Below are 22347 nucleotides of genomic sequence, written 5' to 3' on the forward strand. Positions count from 1 at the left end.
CGAGGCCGTGACCGACCGGTTGAACGGCCCGACCGACCCGCGCGACGAGGTGTCGCGCGGGTCCTCCCCCGGGCCAGAACCCACCCCCCAGACGGCGACTTCGGGCTCCGCCTCCGCGGGCAATCCCGACCCCGCCCACACCTCCGACTCCGCCGACCCCGCCCGCGCCGCGGCCTCCTCCGCCGAGGACGCCGCGTCGAGAGTGGGCACCCGCAGGACCGCCGCCTCGGATGAGCCCGAGCCGGCGACGGCGGGAGGGGCCGCGCCCACCGTGGCGCCGGCCCCCGGCAAGAACAGACTGGGCCCCTCCGCCGCGGTTGCCTGGTTCTTCGTACTCCCCGCGATGCTGCTGCTGGGCATCTGGGTGATCTACCCGATCATCTACTCGATCTTCCGCAGCCTCTACGACGCCACGGGCAGCCAGTTCGTCGGCCTGGAGAACTTCGGCACGATCTTCACCGACTCCGGCACGCTCACCACGATCAGGAACAACCTCATCTGGGTGATCGTGGCCCCGATCCTGGTCACCACGCTGGGCCTGATCTTCGCGGTGCTCACCGAGCGCATCAAGTGGGCCACCGCGTTCAAGCTGATCGTGTTCATGCCGATGGCCGTCTCGCTGCTGGCCGCGGGCGTCATCTTCCGCCTCGTCTACGAGGAGGACCCCGACCGCGGCGCGGCCAACGCGATCATGTCCACCATCTCCGGGGTGTTCTCCTCCGGTGGCGGCCTGGAGGGGGCGCGGCCGAGGGAGAACGACACCTCACCCGTCACGGCGCAGGGCGACACGGTCGTCACCAAGCAGCCCGCGCAGGCGGGCCAGCCGGTGCTGATCCCGCTGGTCGGGCTCAAGCCCGAGGCCGTTCCCTCCGACGCACAGACGGCCAAGCCCGCCGCGGGCGACGGCCTCACCGGCACGGTGTGGCTCGACTTCACCGCTGGAGGCGGCGGCAAGGCAGGCGAGGTCGACGGCACCGAGAAGGGCCTGCCGGGGGTGACGGTGGAGGCGGTCAGCGGCGGTCAGGTCGCGGCCACCACCACGACGGCCGCCGACGGGACCTTCCGATTCGACGGGCTCGCGCAGGGCTCCTACACGGTACGCCTGCCGCAGTCGAACTTCGAGGCGCCCTTCAACGGCCTGACCTGGCTCGGGCCCACCCTGATCACGCCCGCCATCATCGGCGCGTTCGTCTGGGTGTGGGCGGGCTTCGCGATGGTGCTGATCGCGGCGGGCCTGTCGGCCATCCCGCGTGACGCGCTCGAGGCGGCGCGCATCGACGGCGCGACCGAGTGGCAGGTCTTCAGGAAGATCACCGTGCCGCTGCTCTCTCCCGTGCTGCTCGTCGTGTTCGTCACGATGATCATCAATACGCTGAAGGTCTTCGACCTGGTCTTCATCATCGCGCCAGGCTCGGTGCAGCCGAACGCGAACGTGATCGCGCTGGAGATGTGGCGAGTCTCCTTCGGCGGCGGGAACAACCAGGGACTCGGCAGCGCGTTGGCGATCTTCCTGCTCATCCTGGTCCTGCCGTTCATGATCATGAACATCCGCCGGTTCAGGAGGGAGCAGTGATGGCTGACGTCCAGGCGGGAACGGTGAAACGAGGCCCGCTCAGCAGGATCGTCGACCGTCTCGGCAGCGGCGCCGTCCAGGTGCTGATGATCCTGATCGGCCTGTTCTGGCTGGTGCCGACGCTCGGCCTGCTGGTGGTCTCGATGCGAGACGAGACCGCGAACAACGCCGAGGGCTGGTGGACGATCTTCACCAAGCCCGCCGAGCTGACACTCAGCAACTACGCCAGCCTGCTGGCGACCGGCTTCTCGGCCTCCTTCTGGAACACCGTCATGATCACGGTGCCGACCACGATCCTGGTGATCGGCATCGCGGCGATGGCCGCCTACGCCTTCGCCTGGATGGACTTCAAGGGACGCGACCCGCTGTTCCTGGTCGTCGTCGGCCTGCTGATCGTGCCGATCCAGATCGCGCTGATCCCGATCGCCACGCTGTACGGCCAGGCCGGGATCTTCGGCACGATCCCCGGCGTGGTCCTCTTCCACGTCGCCTTCGGGCTCCCCTTCGCGATCTTCCTGCTCCGCAACTTCTTCGTCGGCATCCCCGCCTCGCTGCTCGAGGCGGCCAGGATGGACGGCGCGTCGGAGTGGAAGATCTTCTCGACGGTGGTGTTCCCGCTCGGCAAGCCCGCGATCGCGTCACTGGGCATCTTCCAGTTCCTGTGGGTGTGGAACGACCTGCTCATCGCCCTGGTCTTCGCCGACGCGTCGAACCAGCCGATGACTAAGGCCCTGCAGTCGCAGATGCGACAGTTCGGCACCAACGTGGACATCATCGCGCCTGGAGCCTTCCTGTCGCTGATCATCCCGCTGGTCCTGTTCTTCGCCTTCCAGCGCTACTTCGTCCAGGGCATGATGGCCGGTTCGGTCAAGTGATCCACTGGGCGCCCGTCTCGCGGCGGCAGGCGGGCGCCCGGTCCCCCTTTGTGATCTTTTCTGGACGGCGTGCGCCCCGCTCGCTCTGATCGATAGGGTGCATGACCATGGCCGGTCGTCCCCTACACGAAGTAGTCGAATCCGGATGGGCGAGCGCCCTCGAGCCCGTCGCCGAGCGGATCTCCCTCATGGGCGAGTTCCTCCGAGACGAGATCGCCGAGGGCAGGCAGTACCTCCCCTCCGGAGCCCACGTCCTGCGCGCCTTCAACCAGCCCTTTGACGACGTCAAGGTGCTGATCGTCGGCCAGGACCCCTACCCCACGCCAGGACACCCCGTCGGGCTGTCCTTCTCCGTCGCCCCCGACGTGCGCCCGCTGCCCGGCAGCCTGCGCAACATCTACAAGGAGATGGAGAGCGATCTCGGCCTGCCCATGCCCTCCAACGGCGACCTGACCCCGTGGGCCGAGCAGGGCGTCCTGCTGCTCAACAGGGTGCTGACCGTCATGCCTGGCAAGCCGGCCTCCCACCGGGGCAAGGGCTGGGAGGAGGTCACCGAGCAGGCCATCCACGCCCTCGTCGCCCGCGACAAGCCGATGGTGGCCATCCTCTGGGGCCGCGACGCGCGCAACCTCGCCCCGATGCTCGGCAGCGTGCCGCGCATCGAGTCCGCGCACCCTTCCCCGCTGTCGGCCCGCAGCGGCTTCTTCGGCTCGCGGCCCTTCAGCCGCGCCAATGAACTGCTCATCCAGCAAGGCGCGACACCTGTCGAGTGGAAGCTGCCCTAGGCTCTTTTCCCATGAGTGATGAAGAAAAGTTCCTCCGCCTCACGGTCGAGCTGACCGTCGAGGTGCTGGACGTCGCCGCCCTGCAGGCGGCCGCCCTCGCCGAGATCCGGCACCCTGACGCCGACCTCGACGAGGACGAGCGCAAGGAGCAGGCCGAGTTGGTGGGTTCCGACGAGACGGGCGCGACCGCCCTCCAGTGGCTGATCGAGCCCGACCACGTGCTGTCCCTGATCGAGCACGTCCAGGAGGTCGAGCCGCGGGAGGCCGTGCTGGGCGTCGAGCCCTCCGACGGGCCCAGCGACGAGGACGAGGACGAGGGTCACGACCACTGACGCTCGGGGTGGGTGGGAGCCCCGCGCTCCCACCCACCGCCCTAGGATCGAAGCATGATCGTTGCTTTCTCCATCACCCCGCTGGGAGTCGGCGAGGGTGTCTCCGAGCCCGTCGCGCGCGCTGTCAAGGTGGTGCGCGACAGCGGACTGCCCAACCACACCGACGCCATGTTCACCACCGTCGAGGGCGAGTGGGACGAGGTGATGGACGTCCTCAAGCGTGCGGTGGAGGCGGTGGCCGAGGTCGCTCCCCGCGTCAGCCTGGTGCTCAAGGCCGATGTACGGCCCGGCGTCACTGACGGCATGACCGGCAAGGTCGAACGCCTGGAAGCCCACCTCCAGTAAGGCGGGACGCCCCCGCGGGTGGCGCAGACACGACATATCTTGACTGTCCTCGAGAACGCGTCATATCTTGATGCATGACGCGACATATCTCGAAGGGCGGAACGATGAGAGTACCTGTCCTGATCGTCGGCGGCGGCTACGCGGGGCTCAGCGCCGCCACCATGCTCGCCTGGCGCGGTGTCCCCGTCCTCCTGGTCGAACGGCACGCGAGCACCTCACTCCAGCCCAAGGCCTTCGGCGTCAACATGCGCGCCATGGAGCTGCTGCGTCCGGTGCCGGGGCTGGAGAAGGAGCTGTCCGGCATCTGGCAGGGCATCGGCGACAGCATGCGCATCGCCGTGGCCTCCAGCCTCACCGACCCCGAGCCGAACGTCCTCTTCGACACCGGCGCCGTGCCCTTCCCCACGCACCTCTCGCCCGCCCCCGACCTCGGGGCGCCGCAGGCGGAGGTCGAGCGCGTGCTGCGCGCCAAGGCCGAGGAGCTGGGCGCGGACCTGCGTTTCTCCACCGAGTTCGTCTCGCTCGAGCAGGACGACGACGGCGTGACCGCGCTCATCCGCGCCGAGGACGGGACGGAGACGACCGTCCTCGCCGACTACGTCATCGCCGCCGACGGCTACCGCAGCCGGCTTCGTAACCAGCTCGGCATCCCCACCTCGGGGAGGGGCGTGCTGAACCACCTGCAGGCGATCATGTTCGACGCCGACCTCAGCACGCTGGTCAACGAGCGCGAGGTCACGCTCTGGTACCTGCAGCGCCCCGAGTTCACCGGCGTCTTCATCACCGGCACAGGCGTCGGCGCGCACGTGCTGGGCGTCACCTATGAGGGCGAGCCCGACCCCGACTTCGAGAAGCTCGTCAGGCTGGGTGTGGGCGTGCCCGACCTCGACGTCACCGTCCTCGACACGACGACCTTCCCCACTGCGCACGTCCTGGCCGACCGGTACAGGGAGGGCAGGGTGTTCCTGGCGGGCGACGCCGCCCACACGATGCCCCCGACAGGCGGCCAGGGCGGCAGCACCGCGCTGCAGGACGGCTGCGACCTGGCCTGGAGGCTCTGGCTGGTCATCACGGGACAGGCCGGCCCGCGTTTCCTCGACTCCTACGACGCCGAGCGCCGTCCCATCGGGAAGCTGACGGCCGACGCCCAGCTCGCCAACCTGGGCTTCCGCATGCCGCCCGCCCAGCGCGTCGACTACCCGGCCCCGCTCGAGGACCCGTTCGCGGCGCTCCTCGGCTACCGCTACCACTCCTTCGCCATCCTCGCCGAACCCGGCGACGGCGGCTCGCTGCTGGAGGACCCGCGCACCCCCAACGGACGTCCCGGCGGCAGGGCCGCCCACGTGGTGCTCGACTGGGACGGGCGGCAGATCTCCACGCACGACCTGTTCGGGTCGGGATTCGTGCTGCTGGCCGGGCCGTACGGGCAGGCGTGGGTGGACGCGGGACGCGCGGTGAGGGACCAGCTCGGGCTCCGCCTCGCGCCGCACAGGATCGGAGGGGAACTGCTGGACGTGGACGAGGTGTGGCTGGAGCGGTACGGCGTGAGCAAGAGCGGCGCGGTCCTCGTCCGGCCCGACGGGTTCGTCGCCTGGCGCAGTCCCGGCGCGGACCTGGACCCCGCAGGCACGCTGGAGCGCGTCCTCCTCCAGATCCTCGCCCTCTGGTAAGTCTCCATTGGAGACTCTACAGAGTAGGGTGGAGGGCATGGCCCGACAACTGCGTGACCAGGACGTCACCTGCTCGATCGCCCAGGCCGCCGCCGTGGTCGGCGACTGGTGGAGCCTGCTGATCGTCCGGGAGGTCGCACGGGGGCACCTGCGCTTCGAGGAGCTGCTCACCGAGCTCGGCATCTCCAGGAAGATCCTGACCGAACGGCTCACGCACCTCGTCGATCACGGCGTGCTGGAGCGCAGGCCGTACCAGTCGGGGCCGGTCAGGAACGACTACGTGCTCAGCGAGGTGGGCGTCGCGCTCGCCCCCGTACTGATCTCGATGCAGGACTGGGCCGACCGCTGGATCGTCGGCGACGGCACGCTCACGGGGGTGTCCCCGCCGAACAGCCCTCCCGCCCAGCGCGTCCACTCGCTCGTGGGCACGGCGATCCCGCACCCCCTGAGACTCCCCGCGAGCGGCGGAGGAGAGCGGGAGGTGGTGGATCCTTCCCTGCCGACCGTGCTCTTCGCCTATCCCGCGACGGGGGTTCCCACCCCGCTGCCGCCCGGCTGGAACGAGGTGCCGGGAGCGGTGGGCTGCACGCTGGAGAACCGGCTGTTCAGGAACGCGGCTCCGCGGTTCGCGGCGGACGGGATCGCGATCAGGGGGGTCAGCACGCAACGTCAGGACGAGCAGGCGGCGTTCGCGGAGATGGAGGGGATCCCGTTTCCGCTGCTGTCGGATGTGGATCTACGGCTGGCGGCGGCGCTGCGGCTCCCGACGTTCCGGTCGGGACAGACGCTGCGGCTGAAGCGGCTCGTCCTGGTGGTGGATGCGGGGCGGGTGATCCGCCATGTGATCTTTCCCGTGGTGGACATCACCGCGGCCGTCACAGAGTCCCACGAAGCCGCCCGCGCCCTCACCTGACCCACGGCGCCGCATCCCGGCTCGCCCCGCCCGCCGACCACCCGCACACGGCCACCTACCGGACGGCGAGCCCCCGCCCGCCCCCTTCAGACCGCAACACCCCACGCCCCCAGCCCCGCCACATCCGGCGCCGCCCCACCGGATCACCGCGCCTGGCCCCACCACACTGGATCACAGCACCAGTTGGCGTACGGGCAGCCGCGGTCAGGGACCGGGGGCGAGGAGTTCGTCCCTGCGAGCCTGCAGAAGCGCGCACTCGGACGACAGCTCGGCGGTCCGCCTGGAGATCGAGGCGACCGTCTCCTCCACCCACTGGGCCGCCTGCGCCACCGCGTCGTGCGTGCCGGTGATCCGGTGGTGCTTCATGACGTCCGTGACGATGTTGTCGAAGAACGTGTCCACGAACCACCGCGTGTCCACCTCAGGCAACCGAGGGTTGGCCATCACCCCGACGTCGGCCAGCTCCCTGGCGAACACGTCCAGCGCCCGCTGCGCCCGCCATGCCGCCTCGTCGGCCTGCTGCAGTCGGTTGCGTTCGATGGAGTCGGCGAGGACGCCGCCCCCGAACATGTCCCACGTCGAAGCACCGCGCGCGCTGTTCAACCGGTCGAGAACGTGGGCAAGCTCCTCGCGCGCGACCGTCCCCGCCTTCCGCGCCTCCTCGTGTTCGTGCAGGTCGGCGGTCAGATCGCCCAGCGTCGACGCCAGCTCGGCGAGGTCCCGCCCTCGCGGGTCACCGTCGAGCTCGATGAGGAGCCGTTCCTTCTCCCCCAGCAGCCTCGCGTACTCCCCGGGCGCGGTCTCCAGCGCCACCCGCTCCGCGTCGATGCCCTCGAGGTCGCCCTCCAACGCCGACAGCCTGAGGCGGTGGCCGTGCAATCGCTGCCGGACGGCCTCGGCCTCGATCCTCTCCTGAGCGAGCCGCTCCTCCTTCGAGCCCGCCAGTTTCGCCAGGAACCCCACGAAACCACTTTCCAGACGGACGACGTCCTGCTCCTCCTCGGCCAGGCGGGGCGACAGGTCCACGATCGCCTGCCGTACCTGCTGGATCTGGCCGGTGAGCGCGCCTCGCTGGCGGGTCAGGTGCTCGAGATGCCGTACGCGTTCCTTGGCCACCCGCAGCTGGTCATCAATCCCCGCGAAATCCGTCATACCGGCTACGACGTCCGACCCCCCGCCATCGTTCCCGAACGCCGGGATCTACGAGGCGTTCGCGGCCTGGGCGTCCCCGTTACCGCACAGCGCCTGCTGCTTGAAGGCCGAGAACGCGTCGTCGATGGGATGGTGCTGCGGCTTACCCGAAGAGTCCAGCTTGTTCCACCGCGCGAGGTTCACCGCGACGGACATCTGCCGCTTGCCGTCGGCACGGGTCAGAGACAACGTCCCGGCCCCCCAGGACGAGCCATCGTGGCCCCAGAAGGTGCCACATCCTGGGATCTTGACCTCGAACAGACCGAGGCCATAGTCGAGCTTCTCCCCGAGACGATCGACCGTGACCGTGCGCTGCATCTGCGCCAGCGACGATCGCTTGATGATCTTGCCACCGAGCAGCAGTCGGTAGAAGCGATTGAGGTCATCCATGGTCGAGACCAGACCGGCCCCTGTCGGCACCCAGGAGATGTCATAGACGCTGTAGTCGCGCGGCGGGTCGATCAAGCCGTGCATCGACTCGTACATCCGCGGGTGCGGCCCCTTGATACGCGGCCCGGCCGGGAACTCGGTGTGCTTGAGCCCTGCGCGTTGGATGACATTCCGGGTGATGTACTCCTTGGCCGGGGTGCCGGTGATCTGCTTCAGGAGCTCGCCGAGGATCATGTAATTGGTGTTGGAGTACACCCCAGGAGAGCCTCCGGGCTTGCCGACGGCGGGTGCCCTGAGCCCCGACTCGATCAGCTCGGTCGGGCGAAACCGCCTGTACCGGTTGTCGTCCAAGCTCTTGGGCGAGATATCCGGCAGGGAGGGGTACTTCGCGAGAGACGGGAACGCGTAGGGGATGTATTCGGCGAGGCCGCTGGTGTGGTTGAGCAGCATCCGAACAGTGATCTTCTTGCCGCGTTCGCCTGGCACCAGCTTCGGCAGATAGCGGCCGATCGGCGCGTCGAGCCGAATCCGGCCCTTCTCGACCTGCTGCAGGACCGCTGTGGCGGTGAAGGTCTTGGTGATGCTGCCGACGCGCTGCCGCATGTCGGGCCTGATGGGACGGCCGGTCCTGAGATCGGCGACCCCGGAAGCGCCGCGCCATACGTGGTCGGCATCGCGCGCCTCGGCGTGTATACCCGGCATCCCCGCGCGGTGGACCTCGTCCAGGGCGGACTGCAGCTCCGCGGGAGCCAAGCCGGTCAGCGGGCTCGTGCTTCCGGCCAGCACGACTTCCGTCCTCTTGGGCGCGGGAGCCGCCGTCACCATGCCCGCACCGACACTCAGTACGGCCACGCTTGCGCATGTCACCAGTCGAATCTTCACAACACTTGTCCTTTCGTGATCAATGAATGCAACAGGGACTGCCCTGTGTTGTCCGTCCCGCCTCGCTCGGCGCGGAGCGGCGCCGAGTTCGGGCCGGGGCGGCGTCAGCGAGCCTGAGAAGCCCGAGCCGGAACGTCTGTGGCAGGTACGCCACCTGCACTTCGCCGCCGCGGCCGGGGTGTATCCGCCGGCCGCCTTCCTGGCAGGTCCGGCCGGGGCGAGCCCCACCGGTGACGATCAGCCCTGAATGCGGCTGCGCCGCGGTCGGCGGCGGTACGTTCGCGCCCGGCCCGCCATGGGGGTTGAGGAACCTGCCCGTATCCCGGCTGGCCTCGATAAACCGGCAGGCAGGGACACGTCACCCAGCGAGCGCATCCCGGAGGAACTCGAGGATCTCCGCCCGCGCGGCTTTCGCCTGCGGCACGACGCCCGGCATGCTGAGGAACGCGTGCGTGGCTCCGGGATGTTCGGTGAGGCGCGCGGGCGTCCCGGCCGCGCGCAGTCGTTCGGCGTAGGTGCGTCCGTGATCGGCCAGCGGGTCGATGGTGGGCACCACCACGAGCGCAGGGGCCAGCCCGCTCAGGTCGTCGGCATGCAGCGGAGACATCGCACGAGGATCGGTTCCCCGCGGGACGGCGAAGCGGTGGAGCAGTTGCATCTGCGGCATGGTGAGGGTCGGGCTGTTGGCGTGCCGGCGCATCGAGGCATGCTCGTACATCGTCGGGGTCAGGTCGACGGCGGGGTTGACCAGCACCTGCGCCCGCAGCGGCAGGCCGGACTCTCTGGCCCGGATCGCGGCCAGGGCGGCGATCAACGAGCCGGTGCTCTCGCCGAAGACGGCGGTGCGCGCCGGGTCGACTCCCCACCGCGCGGCGTGCTGCACCACGTGCCGGAGCACGTCCCAGCCGTCGTCGACGGCCGCCGACAGCGGGGTCTCCTGGTCGAGGAGGCGGTGCTCGACCGAGACGACGACCGCGGGCAGCCGCGCGGCGAGGTGGCTGTTGACCCAGTCGCTCTGCGCCGCCGTGCCCACGAACCCGCCTCCGTGCACGTGGAGCACGAGCGGCAGGCCGGCCCGGCCGTCACGTCCGCCGTCGCGCCCGGCTGAGGGCCGGTACACCCGGACCGGGAGGCTGCGGCCGGGCAGCGCCACCTCCTGCCACTGGATCGCGGCGCCGCGGTCTGGAAAGCCCGTGACCAGCCGCGCCAGGCGGGAGGCCCGCTTGCGGTTCTCCGCGTCGCGGAAGGCGACCAGTTCCTCGGTCGTCATCGCCGACCAGTCCGGCTCCTTGCCCAGTGCATGCAGCAGCCGGATGCCCAGCGGCGGCCGCTCCGTATCGGTGATCTCGCTCATGTCTTCTCCTCCGCCAAACAGTTTCGCTACCGCAAGTATCGATACCAAGAGTAGCGCAAAGGGCTATCGTGTGGCCATGACCCGAGCGAGCACATCCGCCAGACCACCCGGGCGCCCGCGCTCCGGCGTCAACGCCGTGGTCTTCGCCGCGACGCTGAGCACGGTCGCCGAGCTCGGCTACGCGCGTGCCACCGTCGACCGCATCGCCGCCGCGGCCGGCGTCGCCAAGACGACGATCTACCGTCGCTGGCCGTCGAAGGGCGAGCTGATCGTGGACTGCCTCCTGGACGCGTTCGGCCCGATACCGCTGGAGGGCGCCGGTCGAGCCGAGCTCATGTCCTCGGCCGTTCGCTGGATCGCGGCCAAGATCGGCGAGCCCGGGGTGGGCGACGCGTTCGCGGGCGTGTTCAGTGACGCGGTCAGCGATCCGGCCCTGCGCGAGGTTCTGTCCACGCGGTTGCAGGACCGCTACCGGCTCGCGCTCCAGGACGCGCTCGGCGAACCGGAGAACCGGGTCCTTTTCTTCATCGACGTCGTCGTCGGCACCTTGCTCCACCGGCTGGGCATGACCGGCGAGCCGATGGTCGACGCCGACGTCGCCGCCCTGGTCGAGATGGTTCTGCCGCACTTCGCCGACGGTGCCGAACCGACCTAGACCTGCACTCGGCAAGCGCGGCCAGGGCGGTGGTGTCGATGTTCTGGTCCAGCGCCGCAAGAGGATGCAGCAAAAGGTCACTCCACGACTAGGGCGACTACGCGGAGCTACTTCGCACGTGGTCGCACGGACCCGAGTGGAGGGCCCATCGCGGGATCTTGGCTGCGTTCAGCCAGCATCTGACATTCGTCCAAAGAGACCGCCGGGTGATCGCTACCACCCGGGGGGATCGATCAAGGAGCAGTTCAATGAGTTCGAGTGTGAGAGTGGCAACCGGCGCGGACCTCGGTGCGCTGGCGGCTGTGCTGGCGGCGGCGTTCCACAGCGACCCGGTCGCTCGGTGGATCGAGCCCGACGACACCCGTCGGCGGCGCATCCTGCCACAGGCATATGCGATGCAGTTGCGCGGGCTCTTTCTCACGCAGGGCGCCACAGAGGTCGTCGTGCACCAGGGAGCGATCAAGGCGGGCGCGCTGTGGAACCCGCCCGGACAGTGGCGGATGCCGGTACTGAGCCAGGTGCGCCAGTTGCCGACCGCGCTGCGACTGGCGGGCCGCCGCATCGGGCGGCTCATGTCCGTGGCCCGCGCAGTCGAGGCCGTGCACCCCGCGGAGCCGCACTGGTACCTGGCCGAGTTGGGGACCGATCCCCAGGCCCAGGGCACCGGGCTGGGCCGGGCGCTGCTGGACTCCAGGCTCGCACGGTGCGATGCCGAGGGGAGTCCCGCCTACCTGGAGTCTCCAGAGGCCAACATTCCCCTGTACGAACGCTTCGGGTTCGAGGTCACAGGCGAGGTCCACATCCCCGGGGGCGGGCCGACCGTGTACACGATGTGGCGTAAGCCAAGGCTGGGTTGATTCCCCCACCCTTGCGCCACAAGGAGGCGGCGCGGACGCACACCCGGCTGACGGCAACACCCCGCGAATGTCAGCGACCGTGATGAACCATCAGCTGCAGGCCGATCCGCAGCAAACGGCCCCCCTCATGAGTTCTCGAACCGAGCACTGCTTGAACTGCGACGCGCCGCTGCCCCCATCCACCGGCGCGGCGGACGGCCCCGCAAATACTGCTCCGACGCCTGCCGAGGGGCCTTCGGCCGTACACGCGCCAGGCGCCGGCGTCCGCTCACCCAGCGCCACCAACGCCAGGACAACACCCGCAAGCAGCGCCGCCACCTGCGACCAAGCCGAACACCTCGCCCAGTCAGCCGGCAAAGTCCCCCTCGGCCTCCACACGGAAGACCTCTCCCCCCACCCGGCAAACCGGCTGGAGCTCGGGCCCCATCGCCGGCTCAACCTCCGCCGCGCTGCCGCGCCGTCCTGACCGCGCCGTCCTGACCGCGCCGTCCTGACCGCGCCGTCCTGACCGCGGCCGTCACCGCGGTGCCACCTGGAGCTACCTGCACAGCGCTCTGGACGACCACTCCCGCCTGGCCTACACCGAAATCCTGCCCGATGAAACCAAGGAAACCGCCGCCGCGACGAGATCGCTGCCGTTGCTTTGTGCGACTTACGCCGACTCGCCCGGATCATGGTGAACAAACCACGGCTGGACAGCCGGGCACGTCGCGGATCTGGCCGCGGCTGATCCAGGTGTGTGAGCCAAGCGGTCCTGCCTGGACGCGGAATCGCTGCGGGTGGTGCTTCTCCCACTGCGGCGGCCCTGCCGTGCTGGGTGGGTCAGGGTTTGCGGGCGACGCCGGCCCAGCCCAGGACGGCGAAGCGCTCCAGCGCTCGGGGAGAGATGAAGTCGCCCGAGTCGAGCAGTTCGAAGTCGCCGAAGAAGCGCTGGATGTCCGCGACGGTCCTCGGCACTACGCCTGAGCTGGCCCGCGAGTACACCTGCCGCATCGTCTCGGTGTCGCCGCTGCGGTCGTCCTTCGACGACAGGTGCGTGATCACCAGGTGGCTGCCAGGCGCCATCAGCTCCCTGAGCCTGGCGACCTCGGCGTACGGATCGTCGAGGAAGTGGAGTACGGCCACGAGCAGCAGCGCCACAGGTTCATCGGCGTTGATGAGGCCGGTTTCGAGGACCCTGGACCAGATCTCGTCGGGTTTGCGGAGGTCGCTTTCGACCATGGCGACGTTGGGCGAGCTGGCCAGCAGAGCGCGTCCGTGGACACAGACGACCGGGTCGTTGTCGACGTAGACGGCGCGAACGTCGGGGTTCACCGCGTAGGCGACCTGGTGCACGTTGTTCTGTGTGGGCAGTCCCGCCCCGAGGTCGACGAACTGGCGGATGCCCGCGTCGCCCGCGAGATGGCGGACGGCGTTGCCGAGGAACTCCCGGTTCAGCTGCACGCCTTCGCGCGATTCGGGGAACGCCTTGATGATCTGCTCGGCGGCCTCTCGGTCCGCCTCGAAGTTGTCCTTTCCGCCGAGCATGTAGTCGTAGATGCGTGCGACGTTCGGCGTGGAGATGTCGATACCCGCGGGCGGATTCTCTGTCATCGGGCGATCGCCAATCTGCCGCTCGAAGTTGTCTGGCGCTGTTCAAAAGTGCGCAGAACTGGGATTTCGGGTGCAAAAACGTGACGTGGACGGGGGATGAAGTTCGTGTGGGCGCAGGCGGGCCACTGGTTGGTTCGCCGGCTCAGAGCATTCCTCCTCGCACCAGGACTTACGTCGCGATAAAGGGATCACCTATCTCCGCGCGGTCAGCGTACCGCACCATAACGTCCCTATAACGCTGGATTTGCGGGGATTCAGGCCGCGAGCCGCCGGACGTTTCCGGGGGCGCTGACAGGTACGGCAGGCCGTACGGCGGCGGGGCCCGAGGGCGAGCGGTCGGGGTCGTCGGGTTCATGAGGAGGCACGGCGCCGGGGCGGGGCCGAAGCGGGATGACCGCCGCGTCTCCGGCGGGGGTCGAGGGGGCGGGGCTGGTGATTCTGGTCCAGATGACTGCGGAGGAACTGGTCCAGATGACTCCGGATGAGGGGGTCGCGGGGCTGAACGAGGGCACCGCCGGGATGGAGGCGCGAACCACGGGGTCATCACCGTGGCGGCCCCGAGCGTCCTCACCGTCGGCCGGCGCGAGCCCCAGCATGGGCTTGGCGCTCACACCGGTCTGGGCGTCCACGCGGCTGCGATCCCCGGCACCGCGGACGCAGCGTGCCCTGCAGGGCACGTCGTCGGCTCCCCGGGAACCGTCGGCGGGTTCACGAGGGACGCCGTCGGCGGTGCGGAACGCGTCGGCGGCAACCCAGGAAGCATCACCGGACCCGTGGAGGCCGTCGTCGGCGGTACGGGAAGCGTCGTCATTTCCCCAGAGAGCGGCGGGTCTGCCGGGAACGTCGACACAGGCGCGGGAGTCCTCGCCGGCAACCCAGGAGGCATCACCGGACCTGCAGAGGCCGTCGTCGGCGAGGCGGGGGACCTCGGCGGCTCCCCAGGAAGCGACGGCGGGTCTGCCGGAGACGTCGACACCAGCGCGGAAGGCGTCACCGCCAACCCCGAAGGCATCACCGGGCCTGCAGAGGCCGTCGTCCGCAGGGCAGAAGGCGTCGCCGGGGCCGTGGAGGGCGTCGTGGGCGGAGTGGAGGACGTGGAGGTAGGCGGCGCTGGATGCCGGGCGCGTGGTCGAGGCCGATCGTGTCACCGGAGGGGCACCCGGAGAGGGGATCCGGTTTCGAGCATGCACATCCGAAGCGAGGGCGGGGCGCTCCACAAAGGCAGAGCGGAGGGCGGCGATTGGGCGGGACCTGGGCATAGCGCGCAGAGCGGCGATTGACCGTACCGCTGGGGTTGAGCGCGACGCGGGGTCCGGCAGGGCGGACGTTGGCGGTAGGGCAGGCGTTGCCCCTGGCGTCGGCCGTGGGCCATGCGCTGGCGGAAGGGCAGGCGGTGGCTGTGAAGCCCGCCTCGGCCGTTGCGCGGGCTGCCGGGCGGACGTTGGCGAAAGGGCAAGCGTTGGCCGGGGGGCGAGCCTCAGGCCAGACGTCGACGAAGGGGCAGGCGTCGGTCCCGGGGCCAGCCATGGGCCATGCGTTGACGGAAGGGCAGGCGTTCGCTGTGAAGCCCGCCTCGGCCGTGGGGCGGACTGCCGGGAGGACGTTGTCGGAAGGGCACGTGTTGGCCATGTGGCCGGCTTTGGACCAGGTGTTGGCCGTGAAGCACGCACTGGCCGTGAGGCGGGCTGCGGGACTGACGTTGGTGGATGGACAAGCGTCGGCTGTGGGGCGAGCCTCGGGTCAGGCGTCGACGAAGGGGCAAGCGTTGGCCGTGGGGCGGGCCTCGGGCCAGGCGTCGGCGGAAGGGCAGGCGTTGGCCGTGGGGCGAGCCGTGGGCCAGGCGTTGCCGACAGGGCAGGCGTTGGCCCATCAAGCGGCCGCGGGCCAGGCGTTGGCGGTACGGCTGACGTTGGCCGTGAAGTGAGCGTGGGCCCAGGGGGCGTTTGCGGTGGGGCGGGGTTTTGGGAGGTCGGAGGGGTAGGGAGGGCGGGCGTTTGGGAGGTCGGAGGGGTGGGGAGGGCGGGAGTGGGGAAGGGAGTGAGAGGCCGGGTCACGGGGTCCTCCATGGATGCGGGGGACCTCAGGATCGGTGAGGGGTGGGTTGGGTGAGCGCGGTGAACGGGATTCTGTGGATGGGTCGTAACGGGCCTGTGGACAGTGGGCGGCCTTGACAGAACATCATCCTGGCGCCCGTAACCCTAGGTAACGATTATGTGGTGATTTGCACCCATTCCACCCTGCTTTGTTACGGAACATGACGCTCACGGCATCAGGTCTGCAACACTCTGCTGTGACCCCTTACCTCCGCTTGCGAAGTAATGCTTGATTTCTCCGCAAGAGTGGCTTGTTGTTTCAACCCCCAAGGAGTACGTCCGTGTCATCTGCACGCAGGGCCGGAAGGTTCCTGGCAGCGGCGACGGGAGCAGCGATCCTGCTGACGGCCTGCGGCGCTGCCGATAACGCACCCGCCGCCGACCCGTCGACCGCGCCCTCCGCTCCGGCCAGCGGCGCCGCCAACGCCTCGACGATCACCCACACGTTCGAGCAGGAGATCAGCTCCTACAACGGCGAGACGGCCGAGGAATACTCCTCGAAGAACCACATCGTCCTGAACCGGATCCAGACGGACTTCTGGCACTTCGGTGCCGACGGCTCCGTCCAGCCGGACAAGGACATGGGCAGCTACGAGAAGACCTCTGACGACCCGCTGACGGTGAAGTACGCCATCAACCCGAACGCGGTGTGGTCCGACGGCAACGCGATCGCCTGTGACGACGTGATGCTCACCTACGCTGTCGCCTCCGGCAAGTTCCCCGAGTTCAGCTACATCAGCACGGACACGTGGGACAAGATCAAGATGCCGGACTGCGCGATCGGCGACAAGGATGTGACGCTCAACTACACCAAGTCCTACGGTGACTGGGCGGCCGCCAACCTCATCCAGCTGCCGGCGCACATCGTCGCCCAGCAGGGTGGGCTCAGCGAGCAGGAGATGTTCGACGCCATCAAGGCCGAGGACCACGACAAGCTCAAGAAGGCCGCCGAGTTCTTCAACAAGGGCTGGATCTTCAACGGCAAGCTCCCGGACAAGGCGCTCATCCCGTCCTCCGGCCAGTACGTGATCGACTCTTACTCCCCCGGCCAGTCCATCACCCTGGCGGCCAACGACAAGTACTGGGGCGAGAAGGCCAAGACCGAGAAGGTCGTCATCCGTTTCATCGCCCAGGACCAGCAGGTCCAGGCGCTGCAGAACGGCGAGACGAACATCATCGAGCCGCAGTCGAACCCGGACATCCTGGCGCAGGTCGAGGCGCTGCAGAACGTCACCGTGAAGACCGGTGAGCAGTTCCTGTACGACCACCTGGACTTCAACTTCAACAAGGGCCCGTTCAAGGACGCCAAGCTGCGTCAGGCCTTCGCGGCCTGCACCCCGCGTCAGCAGATCGTGGACAACCTGATCAAGCCGCAGAACCCGAACGCCGCCCCGATGAACGTCCGCAACATCGCGCCGTTCCAGCCGGGCTACGCCGAGGCCGTGAAGTTCGCCGGTGCTGACAAGTTCAACACCGTCGACCTCGAGGGCTCCAAGAAGCTCGTGGCCGACTCGGGCGTCAAGACCCCGATCAAGGTCAACATCGGCTACAACCAGCCGAACCCCCGCCGTACCCAGGTGGTCGAACTGATCAAGGCCTCCTGCGACCAGGCCGGCTTCGAGGTCACCGACACCGGCAGCGAGAAGTTCTTCGACGACGCCGGTGACCTGGCCAACGGCAACTTCGACATCGCCCTGTTCGGTTGGGCCGGTTCGTCGCTGAACAGCGGCTGGACCTCCACCTACTACACGCCGAAGAAGTGCACCCCCTCGGCCAAGGGCAACAACAAGGGCTGCTACTCCAACAAGGAGTACGACAAGCTCGCCGACCAGATCCTCTCGGAGACCGACCCCGCGAAGGTCGCCCCGCTGATCCAGCAGGTCGAGAAGATCCTCTGGGACGACCTGGCGACGATCCCGCTGTACTCGCAGCCGGCTCTGTCCGCCTGGAGCTCGAACATCCAGAACGTCCAGCCCAACCCGAGCCAGGCCTCCATCACCTGGAACATGCACCAGTGGGCTGCTCAGTAAGCACGGCCAAGCCGCATAACTGACGCGGGGTACGGTCACCAGACCGGCCCCGCGTCAGAGCTGTACAAACCAAGTCGAACTTGTCCGCCCGTCGAAGCCGCGCCCACGAGGCACCGGGGCGGGCCCGGCTTTCCGGCTCGAGCCCCGGCCACCCCCCGCCATGGCGTCCGGAAGCCGTCACCTGCAGGAGGTCGGGGAATTGCTTGTATTCATCGCGCGTAGGCTCGCCATATCGAGCCTCACGCTGCTAGCCGCCACTTTCATCATGTTCTTCCTGGTGGCACTGTCGGGTGACCCGCTCGCCGACCTGCGCGAGAGCTCGCTCCCCGACGCTCCCAGGCTGATGGAGGCGCGCATCGCGGCCATGCACCTTGACGAGCCCATCCCCGTCCGCTATTTCTCCTGGCTGACCGGCATCTTCCAGGGTGACCTCGGGGTCAACAAGGCGGGCACCACGGTCTCCTCGCTGCTCGGCGGCGCCATGGAGTCGACGCTGAAGCTGGTCGTGGTCGCCACGGTGCTGGCCGCCGTGATCGGCATCGCGATCGGCATCGTCTCGGCGCTCCGTCAGTACAGCAGCTTCGACCACGGGATCACCTTCGCAGCCTTCGTCTGCTTCTCGCTACCGGTTTTCTGGGTCGCGACGATGCTGAAGCAGTATGTGGCGATCGAGTTCAACGACTGGCTGAGGGACCCGTACATCCCGCTTCCCATCATCCTGATCGTGGCGCTCTGCGCGGGCCTGATCTGGGCGTCGGTCTACAACGGCGACAGGAAGGGCAAGCTGACCGCATTCGGCATCGGCCTGGTCGTCACCGCCGTGATCCTCTTCGCGCTCTCCGCGAGTCGCTGGTTCGCCGACCCCGGCCTGGGCTTCCCGTTCATTCTCGTCGTGGGGCTGGCCACGGCCGCAGGCGTCGCCGCGCTGGTCGCGGGCGTCGAGCACCTGCAGCCGATGTACGCGGCGCTGGGCGCGGCGGGCGTCGGAGCGCTGCTCTACTACCCGCTCCAGCCCATGCTGATCGCGCCGGGCGTCCTCACCCTGCTCGGGCTGTTCGTCGTCGCCGGGCTGGTCAGCGCCGCCATCGGCTGGCAGTTCGGCGGACTGCTGCGCCGCCAGGCGATCCCGCTGGCCGTCTTCAGCGGCCTCTTCGTCGCCGCGATGATCTTCATCGACCGGCTGCTCGAGGCGTGGGACGGCTACGCCAGGGCGCTCAAGGGCCGCCCGGTGGCCACCATCGGCTCCGAGACGCCCAACTTCCTCGGCAACTTCTGGCAGACCACGCTCGACTCCGGCATGCACCTGCTGCTGCCCACCCTGGCGCTGATCCTGGTCGGACTGGCCAGCCACTCCCGCTACAGCCGCGCCAGCATGCTCGAGGTGATGAACCAGGACTACGTCCGTACGGCCCGCGCCAAGGGCCTGCCCGAGCGGACCGTCGTCATCAAGCACGCCTTCCGCAACGGCATGATCCCGATCACCACGATCCTCGCCCTCGACTTCGCCGGCGTCTTCGGCGGCGCGGTCATCACCGAGACGGTCTTCGGCTGGCGGGGCATGGGCAAGATGTTCGAGGTCGGGCTGCGGGAGGTCGACCCCATGCCGGTCATGGGCTTCTTCCTCGTCACCGGCACCTCCATCGTCGTGTGGAACATGCTCGCCGACATCGCCTACGCCTACCTCGACCCGCGGATCAGGCTGTCATGACGGAGAAGACCGAGATGACCATCAAGACGGAGCCGCCCGCGTCGAACGACGCCCAGGGCATGACGATCGTCGCCCGTACCCAGGGCCAGCTCGTCCGGCGCAGGTTCTTCCGCCACCGCGGCGCCCTCGTGGGCATGATCCTGTTCGGGCTGGTCTTCCTGCTGGCCTTCAGCTCCATCGGCTTCGGCCCGATCCCCGGCTGGTGGGACAAGCCGTGGACCGGCTCGGGCACCGTCGTGGACAGGGGCCGCCCGACGCTCAGCGTCATCCCCCAGTTCCTCGGCGGTGAGGGCATGCACCTGGGCGAGCACCCCTTCGGCCAGGACAACATCGGCAAGGACTACTTCGCGATGACCATGCGCGGCGCGCAGGTCTCGATCATCGTGGCGTTGACCATCGGCCTGGTGTCCACCGCCGTCGGCACCGTGCTCGGCGCCCTCGCGGGCTTCTTCCGCGGCAAGATCGAGGCCGTCATCATGCGCTTCACCGACGTGATGATCACCATCCCCGTTCTGGTGATCGCCGCGGTGGTCGGCAGCGCCACCGGCAACCTGGGCCCGTACTTCATGGCTATCATGCTGGGTCTCATCACCTGGACCAGCGTCACCCGCCTGGTCCGCGGCGAGTTCCTCTCCCTGAGGGAGAAGGAGTTCGTCGAGGCCGCCAGGGCCGTCGGCACCTCGTCGATGCGGATCATCTTCAAGCACATCCTGCCGAACACGCTCGGTGTGATCATCGTCTCCGCCACGCTCGCCATCTCCTCCGGCATCCTGCTGGAGACGGCTCTGTCCTTCCTCGGCTTCGGCGTCAAGAGCCCCGACACCTCGCTCGGCCTGCTGATCAGCGACTACAAGAACGCCATGGTCACGCGCCCGTGGCTGTTCTGGTGGCCGGGTCTGTTCATCGTGGCCATCGCGCTGTCTGTCAACTTCATCGGGGACGGCCTGCGCGACGCCTTCGACCCTCGACAGAACAGGGTGCGTGACTGATGACCTCCGTACACATCGCCAAGCGGCTGTCGGAGGCCAAGCGCCCCGGCACCACCGAGGTGCTCAAGGTCGAGAACCTCCAGGTCAGCTTCCCCACCGACGACGGCCTGGTCAAGGCCGTGCGCGGTGTCTCCTACACGGTGCACGAGCGTGAGGTGCTCGGCATCGTCGGCGAGTCCGGCTCGGGCAAGTCGGTCTCCTCGATGGCGGTCATGGGCCTGCTGCCCAAGAGCGCCAGGATCAGCGGCGCCATCTCCTACCGCGGCGACGACATGCTCAAGATGTCCGAGCGCAAGCGGCGGAGCCTGCGGGGCAGGAAGATCGCGATGGTCTTCCAGGACCCGATGACCGCGCTCAACCCGGTCCACACCGTCGGCGACCAGCTGGCCGAGGCCGTGCTGGCGCACGAGCTGGTGCCGTACAAGCAGGCGCAGGCGCGCGCCAAGGAGATGCTCGACCTGGTCGGCATCCCGCAGGCGGCGGCCAGGCTGAAGTCCTACCCGCACGAGTTCTCCGGCGGCATGCGGCAGCGCGCGATGATCGCCATGGCGATCATCAACAACCCCGACGTGATCATCGCCGACGAGCCGACCACGGCTCTCGACGTGACCGTGCAGGCGCAGATCCTCGAGAAGCTGCTCGAGGTGAAGGACGCGGTCGACGCGGCCGTCGTGCTCATCACGCACGACCTGGGCGTGATCGCGGGCATGGCGCACAGGGTGCTGGTCATGTACGCGGGCAAGCCGGTCGAGGTCGGTGACGTCGAGCCGGTGTTCAACACGCCGCGGATGCCGTACACCGCCGGTCTGCTCGGGTCCATCCCCTCGCTGGAGACCTCGGGCGGCAGGCTGCGGCCGATCAAGGGCACCCCGCCCTCGCTGATCAACCTGCCCACGGGCTGCCCCTTCTCGCCCCGCTGCCCCATGGCCACCGAGGTGTGCACCACCGAGGAGCCCGTCCTCGAGGAGACGGACGGCGGCGCGCACTACGCCGCCTGCCACCACTGGCCCAAGCTGGCGGAAACGGCAGATCCGACCGCCATCTTCCGCACGAACAGCGAGATCACGCCATGAGCGAGAAACTGCTCGAGGTCAACGACCTCGTGATGAACTTCCCCGTCAGGGGGACCGGCCTCATGCGCCGCGTCGTCACTCACGTGCAGGCGGTCAGCGGCGTCTCCCTCCACGTGGACAAGGGCGAGACCCTCGGCGTGGTGGGCGAGTCGGGCTGCGGCAAGTCGACGACGGGTCGCGCCATCCTGCAGCTCCACAAGCCCACCTCGGGCTCGGTGAAGTTCGACGGCCAGGAGCTCACCTCCCTGCCGAACAAGGAGATGCAGGCCGTACGGCAGAACATGCAGATCGTCTTCCAGGACCCCTACGCCTCGCTGAACCCCAAGATGCCGGTGAACGACATCATCGCCGAGCCGCTGAAGGTGCACGGACGGTGGGACGGCAAGGCGGGGCCGAAGCGCGTGGCCGAGCTGCTGTCGCTGGTGGGCCTGTCGCCCGAGCACGGCAACCGCTACCCGCACGAGTTCTCCGGCGGTCAGCGGCAGCGCGTCGGCATCGCCAGGGCGCTGGCGCTGGAGCCGAAGCTGCTGATCCTTGACGAGCCGGTCTCGGCGCTGGACGTGTCGGTGCAGGCCGGAGTGGTGAACCTGCTGGAGGACCTGCAGGACGCCCTGGGCCTGGCGTACGTGTTCATCGCCCACGACCTGTCGGTGGTGCGGCACATCTCCGACAGGGTGGCGGTGATGTACCTCGGGAAGGTCGTGGAGACGGGCCCGCGTGACGACCTGTACGACAGGCCCGCGCACCCGTACACGCAGGCGCTGCTGTCGGCGGCCCCCACGGCCAACCCCGAGGAGGAGCGGCAGCGCGAGCGGATCATCCTGACGGGCGACGTGCCCTCGCCGATGGACCCGCCGAGCGGCTGCAGGTTCAGGACGCGGTGCTGGAAGGCGCAGGAGATCTGCGCCACGGAGGAGCCCGCGCTGGTGGACAGGGGCAACGGCCACCCGGTCGCCTGCCACTTCGCCGAGGTGAACACCAAGGTCGTCTGACCTTCCGGGTTCTCGGGCCCCCGCCGGTTCTCGACCGGCGGGGGCCT

Annotated in this window: 19 protein-coding genes; 14 read left to right on the forward strand and 5 right to left on the reverse strand. The window is 68.8% G+C overall.

Features of this window, described 5'->3' with window-relative positions; genetic code table 11:
* Positions 1 to 7 precede the first annotated feature (7 nt).
* From ABFX55_RS28105 to ABFX55_RS28135, 7 genes are all read left to right on the forward strand, one after another.
* Positions 8 to 1573, forward strand: a complete 1566-nt coding sequence (locus tag ABFX55_RS28105) for an ABC transporter permease (protein WP_346125773.1) — start codon at positions 8 to 10, stop codon at positions 1571 to 1573.
* Entirely contained in the window at positions 1573 to 2448 is an 876-nt protein-coding gene (locus tag ABFX55_RS28110; protein ID WP_183649196.1) for a carbohydrate ABC transporter permease, read from the forward strand. Before ABFX55_RS28105 ends, ABFX55_RS28110 begins: the two co-directional genes overlap by 1 nt.
* A 107-nt stretch (positions 2449 to 2555) precedes the next feature.
* The gene (locus ABFX55_RS28115; protein ID WP_346125774.1) at positions 2556 to 3233 is read left to right on the forward strand and encodes a uracil-DNA glycosylase; all 678 of its coding nucleotides are present in this window, start codon (positions 2556 to 2558) and stop codon (positions 3231 to 3233) included.
* Positions 3234 to 3244: 11 nt separating this feature from the next.
* The gene (locus tag ABFX55_RS28120) at positions 3245 to 3565 is read left to right on the forward strand and encodes a hypothetical protein (protein WP_346125775.1); all 321 of its coding nucleotides are present in this window, start codon (positions 3245 to 3247) and stop codon (positions 3563 to 3565) included.
* 54 nt (positions 3566 to 3619) lie between these two features.
* The gene (locus ABFX55_RS28125) at positions 3620 to 3910 is read left to right on the forward strand and encodes an MTH1187 family thiamine-binding protein (protein ID WP_346125776.1); all 291 of its coding nucleotides are present in this window, start codon (positions 3620 to 3622) and stop codon (positions 3908 to 3910) included.
* Positions 3911 to 4014: 104 nt separating this feature from the next.
* Positions 4015 to 5580, forward strand: a complete 1566-nt coding sequence (locus ABFX55_RS28130) for an FAD-dependent monooxygenase (RefSeq protein ID WP_346125777.1) — start codon at positions 4015 to 4017, stop codon at positions 5578 to 5580.
* A 37-nt stretch (positions 5581 to 5617) separates the two neighbouring features.
* Positions 5618 to 6493, forward strand: coding sequence for a winged helix-turn-helix transcriptional regulator (locus ABFX55_RS28135; protein ID WP_346125778.1), 876 nt, complete (start codon positions 5618 to 5620; stop codon positions 6491 to 6493).
* A 204-nt stretch (positions 6494 to 6697) separates the two neighbouring features.
* On the opposite strand, the gene ABFX55_RS28140 is transcribed toward ABFX55_RS28135, so the two are convergent.
* From ABFX55_RS28140 to ABFX55_RS28150, 3 genes are all read right to left on the reverse strand, one after another.
* Positions 6698 to 7645 (reverse strand): hypothetical protein, encoded by a 948-nt coding sequence (locus ABFX55_RS28140; protein ID WP_346125779.1) that lies wholly within the window; start codon positions 7643 to 7645, stop codon positions 6698 to 6700.
* 48 nt (positions 7646 to 7693) lie between these two features.
* On the reverse strand, positions 7694 to 8956 hold the full coding sequence (locus ABFX55_RS28145) for a serine hydrolase domain-containing protein (protein ID WP_346125780.1): 1263 nt from the start codon (positions 8954 to 8956) through the stop codon (positions 7694 to 7696).
* 358 nt (positions 8957 to 9314) lie between these two features.
* Complete coding sequence (locus ABFX55_RS28150) at positions 9315 to 10310, reverse strand: alpha/beta hydrolase (RefSeq protein ID WP_346125781.1); 996 nt, start codon at positions 10308 to 10310, stop codon at positions 9315 to 9317.
* Between the two features lie 76 nt (positions 10311 to 10386).
* Here ABFX55_RS28150 and ABFX55_RS28155 point away from each other — a divergent pair, with 76 nt between their 5' ends.
* Entirely contained in the window at positions 10387 to 10965 is a 579-nt protein-coding gene (locus tag ABFX55_RS28155) for a TetR/AcrR family transcriptional regulator (RefSeq protein ID WP_346125782.1), read from the forward strand.
* Between the two features lie 260 nt (positions 10966 to 11225).
* A complete protein-coding gene (locus tag ABFX55_RS28160; protein WP_346125783.1) occupies positions 11226 to 11822 on the forward strand; it encodes a GNAT family N-acetyltransferase in 597 nt (198 codons plus the stop codon).
* An 822-nt stretch (positions 11823 to 12644) separates the two neighbouring features.
* Here the strand turns inward: ABFX55_RS28160 and ABFX55_RS28165 are convergent.
* Together ABFX55_RS28165 and ABFX55_RS28170 are read right to left on the reverse strand one after the other, a co-directional pair.
* Positions 12645 to 13415, reverse strand: a complete 771-nt coding sequence (locus tag ABFX55_RS28165) for an SAM-dependent methyltransferase (RefSeq protein ID WP_346125784.1) — start codon at positions 13413 to 13415, stop codon at positions 12645 to 12647.
* 254 nt (positions 13416 to 13669) lie between these two features.
* A complete protein-coding gene (locus tag ABFX55_RS28170) occupies positions 13670 to 14044 on the reverse strand; it encodes a hypothetical protein (RefSeq protein WP_346125785.1) in 375 nt (124 codons plus the stop codon).
* Between the two features lie 1745 nt (positions 14045 to 15789).
* Here ABFX55_RS28170 and ABFX55_RS28175 point away from each other — a divergent pair.
* From ABFX55_RS28175 to ABFX55_RS28195, 5 genes are all read left to right on the forward strand, one after another.
* Positions 15790 to 17538, forward strand: coding sequence for an ABC transporter family substrate-binding protein (locus ABFX55_RS28175; RefSeq protein ID WP_346125786.1), 1749 nt, complete (start codon positions 15790 to 15792; stop codon positions 17536 to 17538).
* 160 nt (positions 17539 to 17698) lie between these two features.
* Positions 17699 to 19246 carry an ABC transporter permease gene (locus tag ABFX55_RS28180; RefSeq protein ID WP_346125787.1) on the forward strand — a complete coding sequence of 516 codons (1548 nt, stop codon included), beginning with the start codon at positions 17699 to 17701 and terminating at the stop codon, positions 19244 to 19246.
* Positions 19247 to 19260: 14 nt separating this feature from the next.
* Positions 19261 to 20235, forward strand: coding sequence for an ABC transporter permease (locus ABFX55_RS28185; protein ID WP_346125788.1), 975 nt, complete (start codon positions 19261 to 19263; stop codon positions 20233 to 20235).
* A complete protein-coding gene (locus tag ABFX55_RS28190; protein ID WP_346125789.1) occupies positions 20235 to 21308 on the forward strand; it encodes an ABC transporter ATP-binding protein in 1074 nt (357 codons plus the stop codon). Before ABFX55_RS28185 ends, ABFX55_RS28190 begins: the two co-directional genes overlap by 1 nt.
* A complete protein-coding gene (locus ABFX55_RS28195; protein ID WP_346125790.1) occupies positions 21305 to 22300 on the forward strand; it encodes an ABC transporter ATP-binding protein in 996 nt (331 codons plus the stop codon). Before ABFX55_RS28190 ends, ABFX55_RS28195 begins: the two co-directional genes overlap by 4 nt.
* Positions 22301 to 22347 lie beyond the last annotated feature (47 nt).

The organism is Nonomuraea roseola, from assembly GCF_039535395.1.
Classification (GTDB): Bacteria; Actinomycetota; Actinomycetes; order Streptosporangiales; family Streptosporangiaceae; genus Nonomuraea; species Nonomuraea roseola.